15 protein-coding genes and 1 pseudogene are annotated in these 17,539 nt (G+C 70.6%); 7 read left to right on the forward strand and 9 right to left on the reverse strand.

The window, feature by feature from the left end; all coding sequences use genetic code 11:
• The first annotated feature begins 75 nt into the window (after window positions 1-75).
• Window positions 76-450 (forward strand): hypothetical protein, encoded by a 375-nt coding sequence (locus AB0I66_RS36510; RefSeq protein ID WP_363212345.1) that lies wholly within the window; start codon window positions 76-78, stop codon window positions 448-450.
• Between the two features lie 1,307 nt (window positions 451-1,757).
• Here AB0I66_RS36510 and AB0I66_RS36515 read toward each other — a convergent pair.
• From AB0I66_RS36515 to AB0I66_RS36530, 4 genes are all read right to left on the reverse strand, one after another.
• On the reverse strand, window positions 1,758-1,916 hold the full coding sequence (locus AB0I66_RS36515) for a DUF6760 family protein (protein ID WP_361195977.1): 159 nt from the start codon (window positions 1,914-1,916) through the stop codon (window positions 1,758-1,760).
• The gene (locus AB0I66_RS36520) at window positions 1,913-2,419 is read right to left on the reverse strand and encodes a hypothetical protein (RefSeq protein WP_363212346.1); all 507 of its coding nucleotides are present in this window, start codon (window positions 2,417-2,419) and stop codon (window positions 1,913-1,915) included. The genes AB0I66_RS36515 and AB0I66_RS36520 overlap by 4 nt, the downstream gene beginning before the upstream one ends.
• Window positions 2,419-2,862, reverse strand: a complete 444-nt coding sequence (locus AB0I66_RS36525) for a phage tail protein (protein ID WP_361195981.1) — start codon at window positions 2,860-2,862, stop codon at window positions 2,419-2,421. Before AB0I66_RS36525 ends, AB0I66_RS36520 begins: the two co-directional genes overlap by 1 nt.
• Before the next feature lie 102 nt (window positions 2,863-2,964).
• Complete coding sequence (locus AB0I66_RS36530; RefSeq protein WP_363212347.1) at window positions 2,965-4,560, reverse strand: phage tail sheath subtilisin-like domain-containing protein; 1,596 nt, start codon at window positions 4,558-4,560, stop codon at window positions 2,965-2,967.
• 217 nt (window positions 4,561-4,777) lie between these two features.
• Between AB0I66_RS36530 and AB0I66_RS36535 the strand changes: the two genes are divergently transcribed.
• Complete coding sequence (locus AB0I66_RS36535; RefSeq protein ID WP_363212348.1) at window positions 4,778-5,407, forward strand: DUF4157 domain-containing protein; 630 nt, start codon at window positions 4,778-4,780, stop codon at window positions 5,405-5,407.
• A 70-nt stretch (window positions 5,408-5,477) separates the two neighbouring features.
• On the opposite strand, the gene AB0I66_RS36540 is transcribed toward AB0I66_RS36535, so the two are convergent.
• On the reverse strand, window positions 5,478-7,847 hold the full coding sequence (locus AB0I66_RS36540; RefSeq protein WP_363212349.1) for a hypothetical protein: 2,370 nt from the start codon (window positions 7,845-7,847) through the stop codon (window positions 5,478-5,480).
• A gap of 386 nt (window positions 7,848-8,233) precedes the next feature.
• Here AB0I66_RS36540 and AB0I66_RS36545 point away from each other — a divergent pair, with 386 nt between their 5' ends.
• Window positions 8,234-9,631, forward strand: coding sequence for a hydrolase (locus tag AB0I66_RS36545; RefSeq protein ID WP_363212350.1), 1,398 nt, complete (start codon window positions 8,234-8,236; stop codon window positions 9,629-9,631).
• 3 nt (window positions 9,632-9,634) lie between these two features.
• On the opposite strand, the gene AB0I66_RS36550 is transcribed toward AB0I66_RS36545, so the two are convergent.
• From AB0I66_RS36550 to AB0I66_RS36565, 4 genes are all read right to left on the reverse strand, one after another.
• Window positions 9,635-11,716 (reverse strand): AAA family ATPase, encoded by a 2,082-nt coding sequence (locus tag AB0I66_RS36550; RefSeq protein ID WP_363212351.1) that lies wholly within the window; start codon window positions 11,714-11,716, stop codon window positions 9,635-9,637.
• The gene (locus tag AB0I66_RS36555; RefSeq protein ID WP_363212352.1) at window positions 11,713-12,390 is read right to left on the reverse strand and encodes a DUF4255 domain-containing protein; all 678 of its coding nucleotides are present in this window, start codon (window positions 12,388-12,390) and stop codon (window positions 11,713-11,715) included. The genes AB0I66_RS36550 and AB0I66_RS36555 overlap by 4 nt, the downstream gene beginning before the upstream one ends.
• Window positions 12,391-12,624: 234 nt before the next feature.
• Window positions 12,625-13,230, reverse strand: coding sequence for a response regulator transcription factor (locus AB0I66_RS36560; protein WP_363212353.1), 606 nt, complete (start codon window positions 13,228-13,230; stop codon window positions 12,625-12,627).
• 158 nt (window positions 13,231-13,388) lie between these two features.
• A complete protein-coding gene (locus tag AB0I66_RS36565) occupies window positions 13,389-14,135 on the reverse strand; it encodes a VCBS repeat-containing protein (RefSeq protein ID WP_363212354.1) in 747 nt (248 codons plus the stop codon).
• A gap of 734 nt (window positions 14,136-14,869) precedes the next feature.
• Here AB0I66_RS36565 and AB0I66_RS36570 point away from each other — a divergent pair.
• The 4 genes and pseudogenes from AB0I66_RS36570 to AB0I66_RS36585 form a co-directional block, all read left to right on the forward strand.
• Entirely contained in the window at window positions 14,870-15,505 is a 636-nt protein-coding gene (locus AB0I66_RS36570) for a DUF1360 domain-containing protein (RefSeq protein ID WP_363212355.1), read from the forward strand.
• A 36-nt stretch (window positions 15,506-15,541) separates the two neighbouring features.
• Window positions 15,542-16,366, forward strand: a complete 825-nt coding sequence (locus AB0I66_RS36575) for an alpha/beta hydrolase (RefSeq protein WP_363212356.1) — start codon at window positions 15,542-15,544, stop codon at window positions 16,364-16,366.
• 23 nt (window positions 16,367-16,389) lie between these two features.
• On the forward strand, window positions 16,390-16,893 hold the full coding sequence (locus AB0I66_RS36580; RefSeq protein WP_363212382.1) for a metallophosphoesterase: 504 nt from the start codon (window positions 16,390-16,392) through the stop codon (window positions 16,891-16,893).
• A 526-nt stretch (window positions 16,894-17,419) separates the two neighbouring features.
• A pseudogene (locus tag AB0I66_RS36585) lies at window positions 17,420-17,539 on the forward strand (DNA-directed RNA polymerase subunit alpha); the annotation flags it as partial.

Below are 17,539 nucleotides of genomic sequence, written 5' to 3' on the forward strand. Positions count from 1 at the left end.
TGCGCAGAGGGCTCGGTCGACTTAGGGGCGGGTGGCGCGCTCGTCTCGTGCACGGCCCGAGCATGGGACGCAGACATGGCCGACGCCCCCGGCGCGGGGGCGACCGACGGACTCGACGCGGGCGCGGGAGACGCCGTCGGCTCAGGAGCGGTCGGACCGTTCGTCTCACGTACGGCCCGCGCATGGGACGCAGACATGGCCGACGCACCCGGCGCGGGGGCGACCGACGGACCCGGCGCAGGCGCGGGAGACGCAATCGGCTCAGGAGCGGTCGGACCGTTCGTCTCGCGCACGGCCCGCGCATGGGACGCAGACATGGCCGACGCACGCTGCACGGGCGCAGACGCAGACGCAGGCGACGGACTCGACGCGGGGGATGCGCCCGGCGCGGGAGACGAGCTCTGCGCAGGGGACGCGCTAGCCCCACGCCCGGCCGAAGCGCCCGCCTGAGAAACGGGCGAACCCCCCGCCGGACGCGCAGGCGACGTACCCGACAGAGACGCGGGCGATGCGGTCGACCCACCTACGGCCGAAGCACCAGGCACCGCGTCGGACCCAGCCGGCCCCGGCAGACGCGCCAGCGACACAGTCGGCCTCGAGGCAGGCGAACTCGACCCCGGCCCTGTCGAACCCGGCCCAGACACAGCGTCCGAAGCCCTCGGTTCGCCCGTCGCCGAAGCGCCGGTCAACGGCGGTGCGAGGGAGGCCACTTCACCTCTCCCCCGCTCCCCAGCATCTCCGCCCGACGACGAGTCCGCCCCCATCCGCGGCCCGTCACTCGCGCCACTGCGCGCCGGCCCAGGTTCCCGGCGAGACACGGGCAGAGCCCGGCGCTGCACGGCCGCCGGGAGCACCGGCGCCTTGGTGAGCGCGGGCGGCCGAGGCGCCGCCAGGGGTGATGCGACCGAGGTCGGCGTCACGCGTACACCGCGGGAAGCGGCGGGTGACGGCGTGGCAGCGCCCGGCGCACGGGACGGCGTGACTGCCGACGCCCCGTTCCCCTCCTGGACCGCACGCGAGCGCTGCACGGTCTGGGGCGCAGGGCTCTGTCGGTCGGACCCCCGCGCCTCGGACCCCCGCGCCTCAGGGCTCCGCAGCCGCTGTGCTCCAGAACTCTGGGCACCGCCAGGTGCCCCCGTGCTCCGGACCCCAGGCGCCGCAGCACGCTGCACGGGCGCGCTTACGGACGCCGGCACCGACCCCGGCCTCCGCGCCGACGCCTGCCCAGGCCTAAGCCCAGCCCCTGGCCGTCCACCGGCGCTCCGGGCAGAGCCTTGCCCGCCAGTCGGCTGCACCTGCCGCAGTGGCGCCACCGGCAGAGGACGGGCCGACGGGGTCGGCGAGGCGGGCGTCCAGGGCGCCGGGCTCGCGGCTCTTTCGAGCCCCGTGACCGGCCGCGCCGTGTCGCTCAGCGCCGCGGACGACGAGCTGTGCGCCAGGGAGGGCAGGTTGCTCGACAACGTCTCGTCCAGGACACCGGTGCGGGCATGCGTCGCAGTGAACGAGGGGTTCTGCCACGTGCCAAGCCGCATGCCGAACGCGGAGTCCGCGACGCCGGATCCGCCGTCGCGCACGGCCCGCTGGATCGGCGGCAGCCCGGACCACGCGCCCGGGACCACTCCGACACCACCGGACGGGGACGCCGAGGTCGACGCAGCCTCGCCGACATCACCGCCCCCCTCACCACTCCCGCCGCTGACGTCGCCTACGACGTCGGCAGCACCCGCGCCCCGCAGCCGGTCGAAGAATCCCACCGCTCAGCCCTCCGCACCGGCGAGCGTCACGAAGGACGCGATCTGGTCCGCGTACCGGCGGCGGTCGTGGTGCTCCAGGTCCAGGATCGTTTCCAGGTTCCAGTGGAAGTGGTAGGCGACGTACGCGATCTCCTCGTGCAGTCGGTCGGTCGCGTACGTCACGATTCCCCCAGGCGGCTCCCGCCGAGTTCCACCTCGAACGGCTCGGAGCAGTGCGGGCACTGCACCGCGGCGCGGGTGTGCCCCTCGGCGTTGATCTGTCGGTAGAAGTCCTGGAGGAAGGCGAGGTCGGAGGCGAACAGGTTCTCCACCGTCCCGTCGTGCACCGACGGCAGCGAGCCCAGGCGCGTGATGACCCGGCCCAGGAGCACCACCGACAGGTACGCGGGGTTCTCCTGGACGCGGACATCACGCAGCGGGATCAGTTCGTCCCGTGCCGTCGACAGGCGCATCACGCCGTCGCGGTGCACGGTGCCCGCCTCGTCCACGTACCCGCGGGGCAGTTGGAAGGGGAACTCCGTGCGCAGCGCCCGCGGCGCGATGTCGTTCTGAGCGGCGGCGGGAGGCGAAGCGGGGGTCTCCGCTCCCACCGCCGCGGTCTGGGTGGCCGGGGGCGCCGCGACGGCCGTGCCCCCGTCCGGCGTACCGGCAGCCTTGCGGCGCATTACTCGATGACCAGTTCTTCGAAGACGATGGTCACGGTCTCGGTCAGCACGGCGGCCTCGCCGGCCTTCAGGCTGCTGGCGTCGATCTTGCTGCACCAGGCGTTGCGCAGGTTGTAGCGCTTCACCGGGTTGTCCTCGTAGTCCATCATGATGATCGAGGCGTTCTTGCGGGCCGTGCTCATGCGGCCGGTGATCGAGTCGTTGATCCACTGGGTGAACGCGGACGACTGGGTCATGCCGCGCACCACGGTGCACTGCCCGTTCTTCTGCACGCCCGGCAGGATGGCGGTCTCGATCTTGCCCTGAGCGGTGTTCTGCTGGCTGACGATGATGTCCTGCTCGAGGGTCAGGCCGCTTACCTCCTGGAGGTACTCGACCATCACGCCGTCGATCTGCAGACCGAAGTTGTGTGAGGTGAGGGAGTCACCCTGCATGAGACTCATGGAATTGCTGTCCTTCTAAGGCTTCGTGGTCGTGGCCATACGCCGACGAACGGCGGACGAGGGCGGGGCGGAGGCGGGGGTGAGGACGAGGGGGACCGTGGTCTACTCGTCCAACTCCCCGTTGCCGCTGGAGAACTGGGAAAGCCGGAAGATCACGAACTCGGCGGGCTTGACCGGGGCGACACCGATCTCGCACACGACCCGTCCCAGGTCGACCGACTCCGGCGGGTTGGTCTCCTCGTCGCACTTGACGTAGTACGCCTCCTCGGGCCGCTGGCCGAAGAGCGCGCCGTTGCGCCACTCGGTGACCAGGAACGCCGAGATGTTGCGCCGGATCCGGGCCCACAGCGCGTGGTCGTTCGGCTCGAACACCACCCACTGGGTGCCGATCAGGATCGACTCCTCCAGGTAGTTGAAGTACCGGCGGATGTTCAGGTAGCGCCACTCGGGGTCCGAGGCCAGGGTGCGCGCGCCCCAGACGCGGATGCCGCGGCCGGGGAAGGCGCGGATGCAGTTGACGCCGATGGGGTTGAGGAGGTCCTGCTCGCCCCGGGTGATCTGCAGCTCCAGGTCGACGGCGCCGCGTACGACCTCGTTGGCGGGAGCCTTGTGCACGCCGCGCTCGGAGTCGTTGCGGGCCCAGATGCCGGCGATGTGGCCGCTCGGCGGCATCATGCGGGCCTTGCCCGATGACGGGTCGAACGTCTTGAGCCAGGGGTAGTACAGGGCCGCGTACTTGGAGTCGTATCCGGCCGTCTCCTGGCGCCACACCCGGATCTGACGGGCGTTCAGGCTCGGCGGGGGGTCGATGACCGCGACGCGGTCGCCCATCAACTCGCAGTGGGCGATCAGCCCGAGCTGCACGGCCTTGACGGACTCCAGGTCGATCGAGCCCTGCTGGTAGGCGGCCATGAGGTCGGGGACGGCCACCATGGAGATCTCGTCGATGGCCTCCAGGCCACCGAAACCGGTGCGGTCGGCGGAGTCGCCGAGGTACTGGGCCGGGCCGGGGTGGGCGGGCGTGCCCTGTTCCACGGGCGCGGGCACGGGGGCCGGGGCGGCGGGCGCGGGCAGAGCGACGGTCTGGTTCTCCGGGCGGGTGAGCTGCGCCCCGGAGGCGTTCTCCGTCACGGTGATGAGCTTGGAGCGCTCCTTGACCTGCGTGACGACGTAAGTCCGGTTGCCCTTCTTGGCGCTCACGTCGAAGGTCTCGACCGGCTTGTCGCCGCTCTTGACGATCAGCTTGAAGCGCTCCGCGGGGCCTTCGCCCTCGGGATCGGCGACCTCGACGCTCAGCGGGCCGTTCGGGCTCTGAGCGGTGGCCGCCACGGAGAAGGCGCCGAGCTGCTGCGGCTCGGCCGCGGGCAGTGCGGCGGCAGGTGCCGCGCCGGTCACCGCGGCCGGAGCGTTGCCGTTCACGGCCGAGCCCTCGGCGCTGCCGCCCACCCGGACCACGTACGCGGCGGATCCGCCGTTGTTGAAGAAGCCGTAGACGGAGTGCGCCAGGTAGTAGTCGCCGGTGAAGTCACCGAAGGAGGCGACGTACTGGGTCCAGTTGGTCACCAGCGTGGGCTCGTTCAGCGGTCCGGACGGCGCGAGTCCGACGAAGGCCGCCACGGAGGTGCCCACCCCCTCGATCGGGCGCGAACCGCCGGCCACCTCCTCGACGTAGACGCCGGGCGACAAGTAGGACGGCATGCTCTGCTCTCCTCGGGGTACGAGACGGGACGTCTTCAGCCTGGTCGGTGTGAGTCGCCGCGGGAACGTCCTCGGGTGCCGGTTGCCGGGCAACGTCATTGCCCTGAAGGGCAGTTCACGGACTGTGCCCGCGAGGCTGCCCCCACGGCCCTTCCCGGGAGGGCGCGGGCCGGGCAAGGCTGGTGGGTCAGCTCTGCCTCGCGCCGAAGGGAACGTCGTGCACGCCCACGGAAAACAGCCCCAACAGGCCGCCGATCAGCGCCCGTCCGCCCAGGTCAACAAGCCGAGAACACCGGCCGAGCAGATGCTGCGACTCCAGGGCCTTGCCGGGAACCTGGCCGTCTCGCGCGCCTTGGCGGAGGAGGAGCACGCCCACGGCCCGGGCTGCGGCCACGCCGGGACACCGGCCACGGATGCGGCCGTGCAGCGGCAGGCGACCCTGGCGGACGCGCTCGCCGAGCCGAGCCGCCCGCTGGAGTCGCGGATCCGGGACAAGGCCGAGCGCGTGTACCCGATGAAGTTCGGCCACGTGCAGTGGCACGACGGGCCGGTGGCCCAGCGGGCGGCACGGGAGTTCGGCGCCCACGCCCTCACCGTCGGACCGCACATCCTGGCCGCGGAGCCGAACCTCAGCGACGAGATCAAGCTCCACGAGGTCGACCACACCTACCAGAACGCGATGGGGGACGTGGCCGGGACCGCCGACCGCGCGGGCACGAAAGTCTCGAGCCCCGGCGACCCGTACGAGCTCAAGGCCGCCTCGAACGGCAAGAAGGTCGCCCAGGGCGGCGCACCCGACCTGTCGTTGCCGGGACGGCCTGCTCCGGTGGAGCGGGACGACGCCTGAGCGGCCCGGCGCGTCCCGGTGGTAACCCGGGGCGCCGTCCGGCACGGCCAACATCTGACGCCCGGATCGGTCAGTACGGTCCGCCGGCGCCGCTCATCTCGACGTCGTCATCGCCGCTCATCTGCATCCGGACCATGCGGCCTCCGGCGAAGATGTAGTGATGGCCCGTCTCGTCCTCGATGTAGTACGGCTGTGAGAACTCATCGAAGTAGGTCGTGAAGCCCGGGATGCCCTGCGCCGTCACCGGCATTTCCGTGGCAGCGGAACTGCTCTCGCCCCCGTAGTGGGCGGAAGCGCCCCCCGAGTAGTCCGACACGGCAGGCGCGGTGTGGGGTGTGGTCGCCCACGTCATGGCCGATGACTCCGCAGCATCGGGATAGGCCGGCACCTCGTCCATCTCCACGTCCTGCGGCGGCTCGGACTTGGTGGGCGCCTCCGGCTGCTTGCCCTGTTTCTTGATGTTGTTGTTGATGATCTTCCGGAGTTTGTCGCCGTTGGCACCGGTGTGCAGATATTGTGACATCTCGGGCACGCTGTAGTTCTTGTCCACGCGGAGCTTCATGAGCGTCTTCAGCAGAGCGCCGGGCAACCCCTTGGTGGGCATCTCGCCGGAATCTCTGCCGTCGTGGATCTTCTCCCACTTCTTGGCCCAGTCCCGGTCCTTGCCTCCGAGGCCGCGGACAGCCGCCTTGAGGGCGTCCTTGCCCGCCCTGTCGAGCGGTGCTCCCTTGGTGAACTGCTTCTCGGGCGCGGCCTTCTTCGTCCGTCCTTGCCCTTCGTGCTTGTTGGACTTCCCCGGAGTGTGGGTCCAGTGGCCGCTCTTCTCGTATTGAGTCAGGTAGCTGCCGAACCTGTTCCCGGACATGTCGACGGCGCCCGCGATGTGGTCGAGGGTCATCGTTCCGCGCCGGTAATGACCGTAGGCGATCTCAATCGCCCGCTGTCGGCTCTCGTTGGTGGCGGGCGCACCTCCCACGCCGTTCCAGAGACCGTGGAGCTCCTGCGCCTGCTCCTCGGTGAGCACCTCGTTCTTGCGGCGCGGAGCCGTGTGCTTCTCCTTGCCCTTGCCGAGTCCCACGTGCGCGGATTCCGCGGCCCACGTCTCCTCCAGGGGGCGGGCGACGCGCGTGTAGGTGCCCTCGTCATCCATTTCGGCGTCACTGGCAACCGGTGTCACGTCGGCCTGGCGCGACGCGTACCTGCCGGGAACCTTGAGGGCGCGGCCACCGCGGCGGTGCACGGCCCCATCGGGAGCGGCCTCGTGGATCAGCGCCGGGGTGCTCGTGACATCGTCCTGGACCATCTGCCTGATGTTCTCCAGGTAGTGCTCGTCCATGATGTGCCGCTGGTGGTCGACGAGGGAATCCACGGAGCCCTGGAAGTAGTGCCCGTAGTTCTCGTCGAAGCTCAGGTTCTGGAAGCCCATCCGCTCCCGGTAGTACTTCAGCGCCGCGGCACAGCCCATGCAAGGGCGGTACTTGCCCATGATGGCGAGAGGTTTCTCCTCGACCTGGCGAGGTTTGACACGCGCGTGGCTCAGCGCGAGGAGCAGCTTCTGTTCCGCGTGGACGGACCCCTCCTTCTTCATCTCCCCCTTGTGCTTGCCGGACTTCTTGGCCCTCGGGTCCAGTTCCGCGAAGCGCACCAGGAACACCCGGCCCTCGTACTTGCTGCTGGTGAGCATGGCGTGCAGGCCGGGGTCCTCGATGTTCACGACGATGACCGGCGCGTTGACCTTCGCCTGGAGCGCCAGGGCGGTGGCATCCGGTCCTCGCCCCTGCTCCCCCGCGCCGCGCTGCCCGCTGAAGACCGCGTCGTTCTTGCGCTGGAAGCTCGCCAGTTTCTCCTGGAGGTTCTCGGCCTCGTAGCCGTGCAAGCCCCGTCTGCGTCCTTCGTCGCTCTGTTTGTACGTCAGCAGTTGCTGCAGCGTGGGGTCCTGTTTGAAGTCCCGCTTCCCCCGGCGTACGAGCGTGTCGATCGACGAGTTGAAGTTCGAGGCGAACACCAGCCGATCGTTGATCAGCATGCCTTGGACCTCGCGGTTGTTGGCGTCCTCGGCGGCGGCCTCCGGTTCCTCGGCCTTCGACAGCTCCTGGGCGCCCTTCATGCTGTCGAAGAGCAGGGCGCTGGTCTCCGACAGGGTTTCCTCGGCTTCCTCACCCGGCTTGAAGCGGGGAAAACGCATCCAGAACTCATCGTGCGCGCGGCCCTGGCGCCGGGCGCCGTAGTTCACCATCGGCGGCGCGTCCACCAGCTCCGCGATGCCGTCCTTGGTCTGTTGCGGCGTAAGGGAAGGCAGCGCATCCGCGCCTCCGCCGCCCTGGCCGCCCGCCTCCATGCGCTGTACGGAGTACGCGGCGGGGGCGGGGTTCGCGCCGAGCGCCAGGCTGACGGCCGCGTTGCCCACCGAGTCCTGCATGGACTGCACGGTTGCCGGCATGGCCTGCAGCGAGGCGGGAGTGAATCCCCCGGGCACAGGCGACGGAGACCGGCCCGGCCGATGCTGTCGCTCCCCGTGGGCTGCCCCTGAGTCGTTTCCGTCGTGCCCACGTGAGCCGACCTGCCGCTGCCGCATGAACGCCTCCTACGTCGGCCGGAGTCGCCGCCATGATCCCCTGGCCGCCGCACACGGCGCATGGCCGGATGGGCTGCTTCGCGGGCAGACCCAAGTGCCCCAAAGGCCACGCCCGTTCGGTGCGGCGGGGGACGCCGGGAGCCGGGCGGCCGGTCGGTGTCATGGGGGCGACCTTGACGCTGCCCTTCCAGGCAACCAGGTCTGCCCGGCGGCCTCCTGACGTTCCTCGCGCGCTCTCCTAGCGTCGTGGCGTGAGCCTATGGACTTCCCTGGAACCCGCCTCCGCGACCGTCGATCCCGGCAGCAGCACCACGGTGCGCCTGAAGGTGCGCAACACCGGTGACATAGTCGACGAGTACCGCTTCGAACCCGTCGGTGCCCTCGCGCCCTGGACCACGGTGGAGCCGCCGTCGCTGCGCCTCTATCCGGGCACGACCGGGACGGTGGAGCTGACGTTCGCGCCACCGCGCACACCGGACGCGACCGCAGGACCCAATCCGTACGCGGTACGGATCACGCCGACCGAACACCCGGACGCCGTCACCGTCCCCGAGGGCAACCTCACCATCACGCCCTTCACCGAGGTACGCGCCGAACTGGTGCCGCCGACGGTGAAGGGGCGGTTCCGGGGACGGCCGCGCCTGGCGGTGGACAACCTCGGCAACACCAAGGTCACCGCCTCGCTCAGCGGCAGCGACACCGGCGACCGGCTCTCCTACGACCTGCAGCCAAGCAACATCCAGATCGAGCCGGGCCGGGCCTCGTTCGTGAAGACGACGCTGCGGCCCCGGCAGATCACGTGGTTCGGGTCCAAGCAGGAGCAGCCCTACACGCTGGCCGTACGGCGCTCCGGGACCGAGCCGATGGACGTGGACGGCACCTTCGTGCAGCGCGGGATCCTGCCGGGCTGGCTCGCCACCACCTTCGGCCTGCTCCTCGCGGTGGCGATCGCCTTCGTGGTGATCTGGCTGACGTACAAGCCCCAGGTCAAGAGCGTCGCGCGGGAGAAGCCGGTGGAGGCCGGCAAGATCGCGCCGACCAGCCCGCCCCCTCCCATCAGCAGCGCACCGCCCGAGCCCGAGGACAAGCCGAAGGAACCGGAGGAAAAGCCCGGCGGCGGTGGCTCGGACGGCGGCGGAGGGGGCGGCGGAGGCGGGGGCGAGAAGCCCCCGAAGCCCAAGAAGGCGACCGCGGCCGACGCGGTGCGCAAGCTCTCCGAGCGCAGCGAAGGCCGCCACATCTGCTACCGCGCCTTCGTCGCGGGCGAGGGCTGGCAGGACCCTGTGTGCGACGGGGCCGAGGCCGGCACGGTCGGCAAGGGCACGCCCATCAAGGCCCTGAACATCGCGGTGGTCAACACCAACGGCGTCCGCGGCACCGGCGCCTGGGTGGGCGAAGGATGGCGCAAGGAAATCCCGTGGTCGGAGGAAGATGACGGGAAGAACCTGTACTTCGGCAGTTCGAAGAGCGCCGACCCCGCACTGGAGGGCTACACCTTCATGGTCGTCGACGGCTCCGTGTGCAGTGACGCCCGGGTGAAGGACGAGCAGTGGATGGGCGAGGTGTGCACCGACCCCGGCGGCTGGAAGTACCACGGGAGCCCGATCGAGCAGTACAAGCAGCTCGAGGCGGTGCGCTTCACCGTGTGACGGTCACCAGTTCGCTTCGCCCGGGACGAGCCGGCCCGCCTTGCGGTACTCGCGGCGGGCGCCCTCCAGGAGGTCGCCCGCACCGACCGGTTCGTCCCGGCCGGCCGCGAGGTAGGCGGCGGTGACCACCGCACTGCGGATGGAGCCGCCGGCCAGCTCGAAGTCCCGTGCCAGTGCGTCGAGTTCGATGCCCTCGGCGTGGGGGACGTGCTTCAGGCCGTGGCGCCACAGCGCCAGGCGCTGCCCCGCGTCCGGGAAGGGAAAGTCGACGACCAGGTCGAGGCGGCGGGTGAACGCGTCGTCGATGTTGGCGCGCAGGTTGGTGGTAAGCAGCGCGATGCCGTCGAAGGACTCCAGGCGCTGCAGCAGGTAGGCGCTCTCCATGTTGGCGTACCGGTCGTGGGAGTCCTTGACCTCGGAGCGCTTGCCGAAGACGGCGTCGGCCTCGTCGAAGAGGAGCACGGCGTCCGTGCGGTCGGCCTCCGTGAAGATCCGCTCCAGGTTCTTCTCGGTCTCACCGACGTACTTGTCGACGATCGAGGAGAGCTGGACCACGTAGAGGTCCACCCCCAGATCGGCGGCGACGACTTCGGCGGACAGTGTCTTGCCGGTGCCGGACTCCCCCGCGAACAGTCCGAGGACCCCTCGTCCTCGGCCGCCGCCCGCGCTGAGCCGCCAGTCGCCCAGCACACGGTCGCGGTGGCGGGCGCGCAGGGCCAGTTCCTGGAGCTGGGTGAGGGGCGCGCGTGGCAGGACCAGGTCCTGCCACGTCACGTCGGGCCGGATCCGGCGGGCGTGCTGTTCGAGGCCGGAGGCCGACTGCTGCCGCGCGGCGAGCCGGACATGGGCGGCGGTGAGCGGGGTCCCGTCGAAGTCGGCGAGCGCGGCGGCGGCCAGCGCGGCCCGCTCGATGCGCTCACCACCGAGGCGGTACGGGGCCACGGTGGCCGCCAGGTCGAAGGTGTCGGCGGCCGGGCCCAGCGCGGTCCGCCATGCCGTCGCGCCCCCTGCCGGAAGCCGGGGTGCGTGGAGCACCAGCGGATCGTGCGCGGACCACTGCGGGTCGTACGGGCGGGGGCCGGCCAGGAGTACGGTCACGTCCGTGGCGGAGGCCAACGCGGCCACCATCGGGCCCGGTTGGTCGGGCAGGCCGCTCACGACGACGGCGCGGCCGCTGAGGCGTGCCTCGCGCAGCAGTTCGGGCAGGTGGTCCGCGGGGCCACTGAAGCGCAGTGCGTCGAGGCCTGCCGCGTGCAGGGCGAAGGCGAGGGCGGGCAGGGCGTCGCCCTCGCGGCGTTCCTGCAGATAGGCGGTGCAGGGCCCCGCCCCGAGCCGGGCGGCGAGCTGCCGCACGAAGTCCTCGTCATGCGTGACGCCGGGCTGCGGGGCAGGCATCGGACGCAGCAGGCTCGACAGCGTGGCATCGGGGGTGGCGTCACCCAGCAGGTGGGCGGTGAGCCGGTCGGGCACGCGCAAGGAGCGGGTGAGCAGCGGCCGTTCGGCGTCCTCGACCGTCAGCAGGCCCAGGGCCCGCAGCGGCGCCGAGAGGTGGAAGCGGGAGCGGGCGTCCGGCAGGTGCGCGGGTATCCCGCAGAGCTCCAGGGCGAGTCCCACGGTGGCGCGGCGGCGGCTCACGTCGTCGTTCAGGTACCCGTACAGCGGCTCGAACGTGCGGTCGAGGTCGGGGGCCAGGGCGATGAGCAGGACGGCCGCGTCCAGTTCGGTCAGGCGCAGCCGGGCGGCGGTCCGTGCCAGCCGGTCGTCGGGGTCGGCGAGCTCTCCGGGGTCGTCGGCTCCTTGCGGCCAGGGGGCGGGCGAACCCGGCGCCCGGAGGTCTGTCTCCGGCACCGCGCGCGGCCAGTCGTGCAGCAGATGACGTACGGCCCCCTCGGGGAGGTACAGGCCGCGCAGGGGGTCGCTCGCGGTGGGGTCGCCGTCGGAGCGGGCCTCGACGAGGGCGCTCACCATCTGCCGCAGACCGGCGAGCCGTTCGAGCAGGAAGGGGGCAGGCCCCGTGGTGTCGGCTTCCCACGCACGGGCGGCAGCGGGAAAGCTCTCTTCTTCCAGCGACGAGGCGGTGCTCATGACTGCTCCCTGCGGCGGGCCGCCGCCTCCTCGTGGGTGGCGCGGGCGGCCGCCACCTGGCGGGGCCGGTGGGAACGTTCCGCCGACCGGGGCGGGCCACCGTCGGCGGCACGCAGCCGGACCGTCGCGCCCTCGGTGACCGGCGGCCCCGCGTCGTAGTCGGGGTACGCCGGGAACGGCACGGTCACCGTGAGATCCAGGGAGGGCTTGAGTTCGCCGCCCAGGGCGGACCAGATGTCGGCGAGGGACCTGGCCTCGGACTGACTGCCGGAGACCGTCACCGGAATCGACAGGCCAAGGCGCCCGAGCGCCTCCGGCAGCGCCTCGGCGGCCAGTAGTTCGTGCGGCAGCAGGGTCGCCAACACGGCCGACAGCAGCCGGTGTTCGTCCTGGGGCGTCTTCGTCCAGGCCGTCACCAGATAGGAGAGCCGGAACCAGCGCGGGGGACGGCGGCGCCGGACGACGACGTCACGTTCGTCGCGCAGCCCTGCGTGGCCACGCTGGCGCAGGGACACGTCCTCCCGGATGTCGTACAGGTAGGCGTTGACCACCGGGGCGTTGCGCCGGGCCGCCCAGTCGCGCGTGGGCACCTCGAAGGACACGTCGATGTCGGACCCGGACAGTGCCCCGCCGCCGATGAGGCCCTTGAGCACCTCGTCCACCTCATGGATCACCCTTGCGCTCCCACCTGCCGTTCGCTCCCCACCGGCCGCTGACAGCCCTGCCACCGATCGTGCTCCCCGGGCCCGCCCTGGCGGCAGGTACATCAGGGATGACGGCGGGGCAGGGCTTGCTGCCTCAAAGGGCCGCAAGGACAGCCCGTGCGGTCAGCCGAGTCGGAAGACTCAGACGGCTCAGACGGCTCAGACGACTCAGATGATTCGAAGGACTCAGTCGGGTCCCGTGGATCAGATGTAGCCCTCCCGCAGGGCGTAGGCCACCACGTGTGCCCGGTTGCGCAGGTTCAGGCGTGTGGTCAGGCCGTGCATGACGTTCTTGACGGTCCGTTCGGAGTACGACAGCTTCAAGGCGATCTCCGAGGTGTCGAACCCCTCCGCCACCAGCGCCACCACGTCCACCTCGCGCTTGGTGAAGCTCAGGAAGGACCCCGGCAGATCGGTCCCGCCCCGGCGCAGGCGCCCGACCCGGCCCATGAGTTGGCCCAACAGGTCCGCGGGCAGGTCGCCGCCGCCCCTGGCGGTGGTCAGCACCGCTTGGACCAGGCGTTCGGCGGTTGCTTCGTGGCGCCAGACGATGGCGCCCACACCGCACTCGATGACTTCCAGTAGCTCCTGCTCCCGGACCGTGCCCGCGACGAGCACGGCACGTGCCCCCTCGGCGCGCACGGCCCGCCTCAGCCGGGTCAATGCGGCCTCGTCGAGGGTGTCTTCTATGAGTAACGCCACTGCGGCGGAGCCGGAGTCGGCTTCCAGTTCGACCTCTGGGTGGCGGCGCAGCTGGCTGAGGACCCCCTCTCGGCTGATCGGGTCGGGGGTGCTGACGGTGACGCGCACTCGGTTGTTCGTCGGTAAGGCGGAGGGAGAGGAAGAGGCCGGGGAGGGCGGCGACGAGCTGGACACGCGGACTTCCTTACTTGTGGGACTACGGCGGCGGGGCTGAGGCCCGGGCGCCGCCGGTACCCGAGGGGTGGGTCGGCGGCGCCCGGTGGGGGTCAGGAGCAGGACTTGTAGAAGTGCTTCCAACCGTCGGTGGGCATGGCCGGGGGCTCGGCCGGCGTCCCGGTCTCGCCGTACTGCTGCTGCAGTTCGTAGTCGTAGGCACCGGGGCCGCCGCCCGGCTTCGTCAGGCGGATGGAGCGCTCCCACACGCCGTCGCCCGCGTTGTTGAGGACCGCGAGGTCCGGGTACGCGTCGCCGCCGTAGTCGGCGATGCGGAGCTGCTTGGCCTCGCCCTGCGTGCCGATGTCGGAGCGCTTGGGGGCGGCGGAGCCCAGGTTCGACCGCTTGAGCGGGCCGGGGCGGAATTCGGCGACGCGTGCCGTGTTGGGGTCGTCCCCACCGGCGGGCGTGACGAGGTTGACGACCATGTCCAGGGTGCCGTCGTTCTGGAAGTCGGCGACCGCGGCGGTGGCGACCTCGCCCGTCTTCGCGCCGAGAAGCTTGTTTACGTTCTGCTTGCTGCCGAAGGTGCCGTCCGCGGCTCCCCACTGGACCGTCATCTTGGTGCCGGTGTGCCCGGGATTGACGATCTTGTCGGGGCGGCCGTCGCCGTCGAGGTCCCCGAGGAGCGTCGTGGTGCCGGACAGGCACGGGAGGGAAGCCTGGGCGGCCTGCCCGGACCGTGCCGCGCTGCCCCCTTGCGGCGAACCGGCCGCGCTCGCCTGGTATCCGGCGGCGGTCAGGGTCAGGGCCACCGCCGCGGCCGGAACGGCTATCAGGTGTAAGCGCTTGCTACGCATCTGCGAACTCCTCATGTGGTTGCTGCTGGAAGTGCTCGAGGACCGTGCTCGGCGCCCGCACCTCATGCGGGTGATCGCGAGAAGACCGCGATGTGGGGCGCGAGGAAATCTCCCGGGTGAGCGCGTCTCGAGCTTGCTGGATGATCCATCCAAACCGCCACGAAATCCGGGCCGTTAGGGACGCTGGAACAAAAAATGACCCCCTGACCAGCCAGAACGCATGCTACCTGGAACGCTGGGGTGGGACGCGCCTGACTCCTCGACACTGGGCGGCCCCCGGCAGGTGGTGGATGTGGATCTCTCCTAGGAACAACACCCACTCTGGTCGGGCCCGCTAACGCAGGACTCCCGGCCCACTAACTTCCGCCTAACGCACGGCGATCGAGGCGTACGGGCCTGCGGGCAGCCAAGGAGATGCTGACCGCGCTGGACGACTGCAGCCGCCGCAGCACGGACGCGGCACTGATGGACCGCCAAGGACGCGGTCCGCAAGGCCATGCACAAAGACAGGTGAGCTTCTGGCCCCTGGCCACTCGGCCAAATGACATGGCCTGCTTTCGGCAGGGAAGACGGTTTGTCGCCTGTGTGCACGGTGTGGCGGCGTTTCCTTAAGGGGCGCGGGTCGCGCGATGTCCCGACGAGACGTGGCAATGTCGTACATGAGGGAGCAGACCATCAGGAGCATCCGGCGGAGGTTTTTTGTGAACCACGGTCTACCCAAGAACGAGAGCCGCATGGACCGGGTCAGAGGGGTCGCCCGGCGGGTCGGCGCAGCCTATGCCCCGCCGAAGGAGCACCGGCTCGGGGGGCACCTCGCGGCCGTCGTGGCGTTCGGCGCGTACACCGCCGCCTGGGGCACGGTGGCCGCCCGGCGCAGGACGAAGGCTCCGGACGGCCGGGAACCCTGGGATGTCCTGCTGACGGCAACCGCCGTGTTCCGGCTGAGCCGACTGCTGAGCAAGGGAACCGTCACCAGCCCGCTCCGAGCACCCTTCACCCGTTTCGAGTCGGCGACGGGCCCCGCCGAACTCAGCGAGAGCCCCCGCGGAGGGGCCGTCAAGTCGACCGTGGGCGAGCTGATCACGTGTCCGTTCTGCCTGAGCGTCTGGCTGACGGCCACCTTCACCGGGGCCCGCTCGGTGTGGCCGCAGGCCACGCGGACCGTGACGGGCGGTCTCACGTCCCTGGCCATCGCCGACTGCATGCAGCTGGCGTACGACGGCTGGCTGCAGGAGGACAGGGCCGACGGTGACACCTCGAACGAAGAGGCGCATGAGGACACCGCGCACACCGCCGGAGACGGGGCGAAGGACGAGGATCAGGGCGTGCAGGACCAGATCGAGGGCGGCCACCCCGAGTCCGGGCAGTAGCGCGAGAACACCGCAGAGCGGAAAGGGGAGCCGAGGGTGAACTGGACACTTGACGAGGAGTTCGAGACGCCCGAGGGGGTGGTGCGTTGGAGGGCCCTCGGCAGCGGAGACCCGCTCGTGCTGGTGCACGGCACCCCGTACTCCTCCTTCCTGTGGCGGGACATCGCTCCGGCGCTCGCCCGCACCCGCACGGTCTTCGTCTTCGACCACCTCGGCTTCGGGCAGTCGGACCAGCGCGAGGGGCAGGACCTCAGCCTTGCGGCGCACGCGAGGACCTTCGCCCGGCTCCTCGACCACTGGGAGCTGTCCTGCCCCAGCGTCGTCGCCCACGACATCGGCGGAGCCGTGGCTTTGCGGACCCTGCTGCTGGAGGAGAGAAGCTACCGGGACCTGACGCTCTTCGACGCGGTGAGCGGCGGAGAGTGGGAACGCGGGCTGTTCCAACTCATCCTGGAGCACGCGGACGTGCTCGGGCAGCTTCCGGACTACGCCCACGAAGCACTGGTCGCCAGCCACATGCGGCACGCGACACACCTCGGCCTGCGGCCGGAAGTCCTCGACGCGTTTCTCGCGCCATGGCGAGGAGCCGAAGGACAGGCCGCGTTCTACCGCCAGTACCGCCAGATCAGACAGGCGGACACCGCCGCCTACGAGAAGCTATTGGGCGAGGTGTCGCTGCCGGTACGCCTCATCTGGGGCCGTGAGGACCGCATCCTCCCGCCGGAGTACGCCACCTGGCTGCACGAGCGCATTCCCCACGCCGAGCTGCATTGGATCGACGGGGCGGGCCACCTTCTCCAGGAGGACGCCCCGGGACAGCTCATGGCCCACCTCACCGCCGACTTCACCTCGAACAGGTGAGCGGGGAAGGGGCGGGCCACCACATGCGGCTGCTGCTGACCTCTGACACGCATGTGCCGAAGCGGGCGAAAGTGCTGCCCGACGCTCTCTTGGCAGGCATCGACGAGGCGGACGTCGTGATCCACGCCGGGGACTGGATCGATGAGGCCACACTCGATCTGTTCGAATCCAGATCGCGTCGGCTGATCGGCGTGTTCGGCAACAACGACGGTCCCCCGCTCCGTCGGCGCATCCCCGAGGTGGCCCGTGCGGAGCTGGGCGGCGTGCGGTTCGGTGTCGTGCACGAGACCGGTGCGGCCACCGGACGTGAGCGCCGGTGCGCCGAACGCTTCCCGGACCTGGACGTACTCGTCTTCGGCCACAGCCACATCCCCTGGGACTCCACGGCCCCCGGCGGCCTGCGCCTGCTCAACCCGGGTTCACCCACCGACCGCAGACGTCAGCCGCACTGCACGTTCCTCACCCTGACCGTCTCCGACGGCGCCTTGCACGACGTGACGCTGCATCGGCTGCCACCGAGACGTTGAGCGGAACTCAAATAAAAGACGCCGACTGCGGGCCACTGTTAGAACACACGTATGGGCTTCTGGACGGACACCTTCGCCGGGCCCGCTTCGCGTGCTTCTCCTTGGCCACACCGCAGCCCCGGCCGCTGGAGGCGAACACCGGAGGCCGATCGGGTGGTGCGACACACCCGGTGCAGACGTGCAACGTCAACACCTCCAGGTCCGGCGATGACGCTTCCTGCCCGGCCGTCGAAACGGTCGCTGCCCGACATTTCGGCCCGGCTCCGGTCACCGGTCTGACCTGGGGGTGAGAGACCTGCGCCGGACGGGGGACGGCCCCAGAGGGTTTTCGGACGGGCCCCGGGCGGGGCTCCCCAGCCCTTCTGGCGGGGCTCTCCAGCCCTCGTGGCAGGCTTCACTCACGTTTTCCGTACTCCCGCCCGGCGACTCCTGGACCCAGGCCACCAGGTGAGGGTGTGCGACCCATTACCCTTTGCATTGCCCACGGCGTCAAATAGCGGGCGCCGCACTCTGGAGGAAACACTTCATGCTCATCGCACAACGCCCCTCGCTGACCGAAGAGGTCGTCGACGAATTCCGCTCCCGGTTCGTGATCGAGCCGCTGGAGCCGGGCTTCGGTTACACCCTCGGCAACTCGCTGCGTCGG

Origin of the sequence: Streptomyces sp. NPDC050439 (assembly GCF_040655335.1) — a bacterium.
GTDB lineage: Bacteria > Actinomycetota > Actinomycetes > Streptomycetales > Streptomycetaceae > Streptomyces.

Coding starts and splice junctions, on each gene's coding strand:
- AB0I66_RS36510 (WP_363212345.1), top strand. CDS start 76: ATGGCCGACGCCCCCGGCGCGGGGGCGACCGACGGACTCGACGCGGGC.
- AB0I66_RS36520 (WP_363212346.1), bottom strand. CDS start 2,419: ATGCGCCGCAAGGCTGCCGGTACGCCGGACGGGGGCACGGCCGTCGCG.
- AB0I66_RS36525 (WP_361195981.1), bottom strand. CDS start 2,862: ATGAGTCTCATGCAGGGTGACTCCCTCACCTCACACAACTTCGGTCTG.
- AB0I66_RS36530 (WP_363212347.1), bottom strand. CDS start 4,560: ATGCCGTCCTACTTGTCGCCCGGCGTCTACGTCGAGGAGGTGGCCGGC.
- AB0I66_RS36540 (WP_363212349.1), bottom strand. CDS start 7,847: ATGCCGGCAACCGTGCAGTCCATGCAGGACTCGGTGGGCAACGCGGCC.
- AB0I66_RS36550 (WP_363212351.1), bottom strand. CDS start 11,716: ATGAGCACCGCCTCGTCGCTGGAAGAAGAGAGCTTTCCCGCTGCCGCC.
- AB0I66_RS36565 (WP_363212354.1), bottom strand. CDS start 14,135: ATGCGTAGCAAGCGCTTACACCTGATAGCCGTTCCGGCCGCGGCGGTG.
- AB0I66_RS36570 (WP_363212355.1), top strand. CDS start 14,870: ATGGACCGGGTCAGAGGGGTCGCCCGGCGGGTCGGCGCAGCCTATGCC.
- AB0I66_RS36580 (WP_363212382.1), top strand. CDS start 16,390: ATGCGGCTGCTGCTGACCTCTGACACGCATGTGCCGAAGCGGGCGAAA.